Raw genomic sequence first — 1,038 nt, forward strand, 5'->3', positions numbered from 1 at the left:
GGAGGAATGATGGTGACGTCGCGTGTGAGTCGCCTCAGGCCGTCGGGGGTGCCGGTGGCCGTGCCGCCGCACCGGGTCCTGGTGCTGCTGTTCGACGGGCTGCAGCTGATGGACGTGACCGGTCCGCTGGATGTGTACACCGCGGCGAACGAGTACGGCGGCCACTACGTGACGAGCACCGTCTCGCTGGACGGCGGGCCCGTGACCACCACCGCGGGGCTGCGGCTGGTGCCCGACCTGTCACTGGCGGAAGTGGACTTCCCGGTCGACACCCTCGTCATCCCCGGCCGCCCCGACTGGTGGGCGGCGGTCGCCGACACCGCGCTGGTGGAGGGCATCTCCCGGCTCGCGGACCGTTCCCGCACCGTCGCCTCGGTCTGCGCGGGCGCGTTCCCGCTGGCCGCGACCGGACTGCTGGACGGACGCCGGGCCGCCACGCACTGGCGGCTGGCGGGCGACCTCGCCGCCCGCTACCCCAAGGTCGAGGTGGACAGCGACGCGATCTTCGTACGGGACGGCCGCTTCATCACCTCGGCCGGCATCAGCGCCGGGATCGACCTGACCCTGTCCCTGGTCGAAGGCGACCTGGGACCCGGCATCGCCCGCAAGGCCGCCAAATTCCTGGTCGTCTTCATGGCACGGCCGGGCGGCCAGTCACAGTTCAGCGTCCGGCAAAGCCCCCGGCACCCCCCACACTCCGTGCTGCGCGAGGTACTCGACCAGGTCGCCGCCGACCCCCCGGCCGACCACAGCCTGCCCGCGCTCGCCGCACGGGCGGGGGTCAGCCCACGTCACCTGACCCGCCTGTTCCGCACCGAGACCGGCGGCACGGCCGCGGAATACGTCGAACGCATCCGCGTCGAGGCCGCCCAGGCACTACTGGAGGCAGGCAACGACGCCCTCGACACCGTCGCCCGGCGCAGCGGCTTCGGATCGGAGGAGACCATGCGCCGCGCCTTCCGCCGCCGCCTGGGCGTCAGCCCCGGCGCATACCGCGACCGCTTCCGCACCACCCGGCCACACCACACCCACCACCAC

Annotated in this window: 1 protein-coding gene; it reads left to right on the forward strand. The window is 73.2% G+C overall.

Annotated features, from left to right (window positions below; genetic code table 11):
- Nucleotides 1–24: 24 nt before the first annotated feature.
- The coding region (locus ACRWNP_RS37115) for a GlxA family transcriptional regulator (RefSeq protein ID WP_431969415.1) at nucleotides 25–1,038 on the forward strand (1,014 nt) is incomplete at its 3' end.

Origin of the sequence: Actinacidiphila sp. bgisy160, assembly GCF_965342435.1 — a bacterium.
Classification (GTDB): Bacteria; Actinomycetota; Actinomycetes; order Streptomycetales; family Streptomycetaceae; genus Actinacidiphila.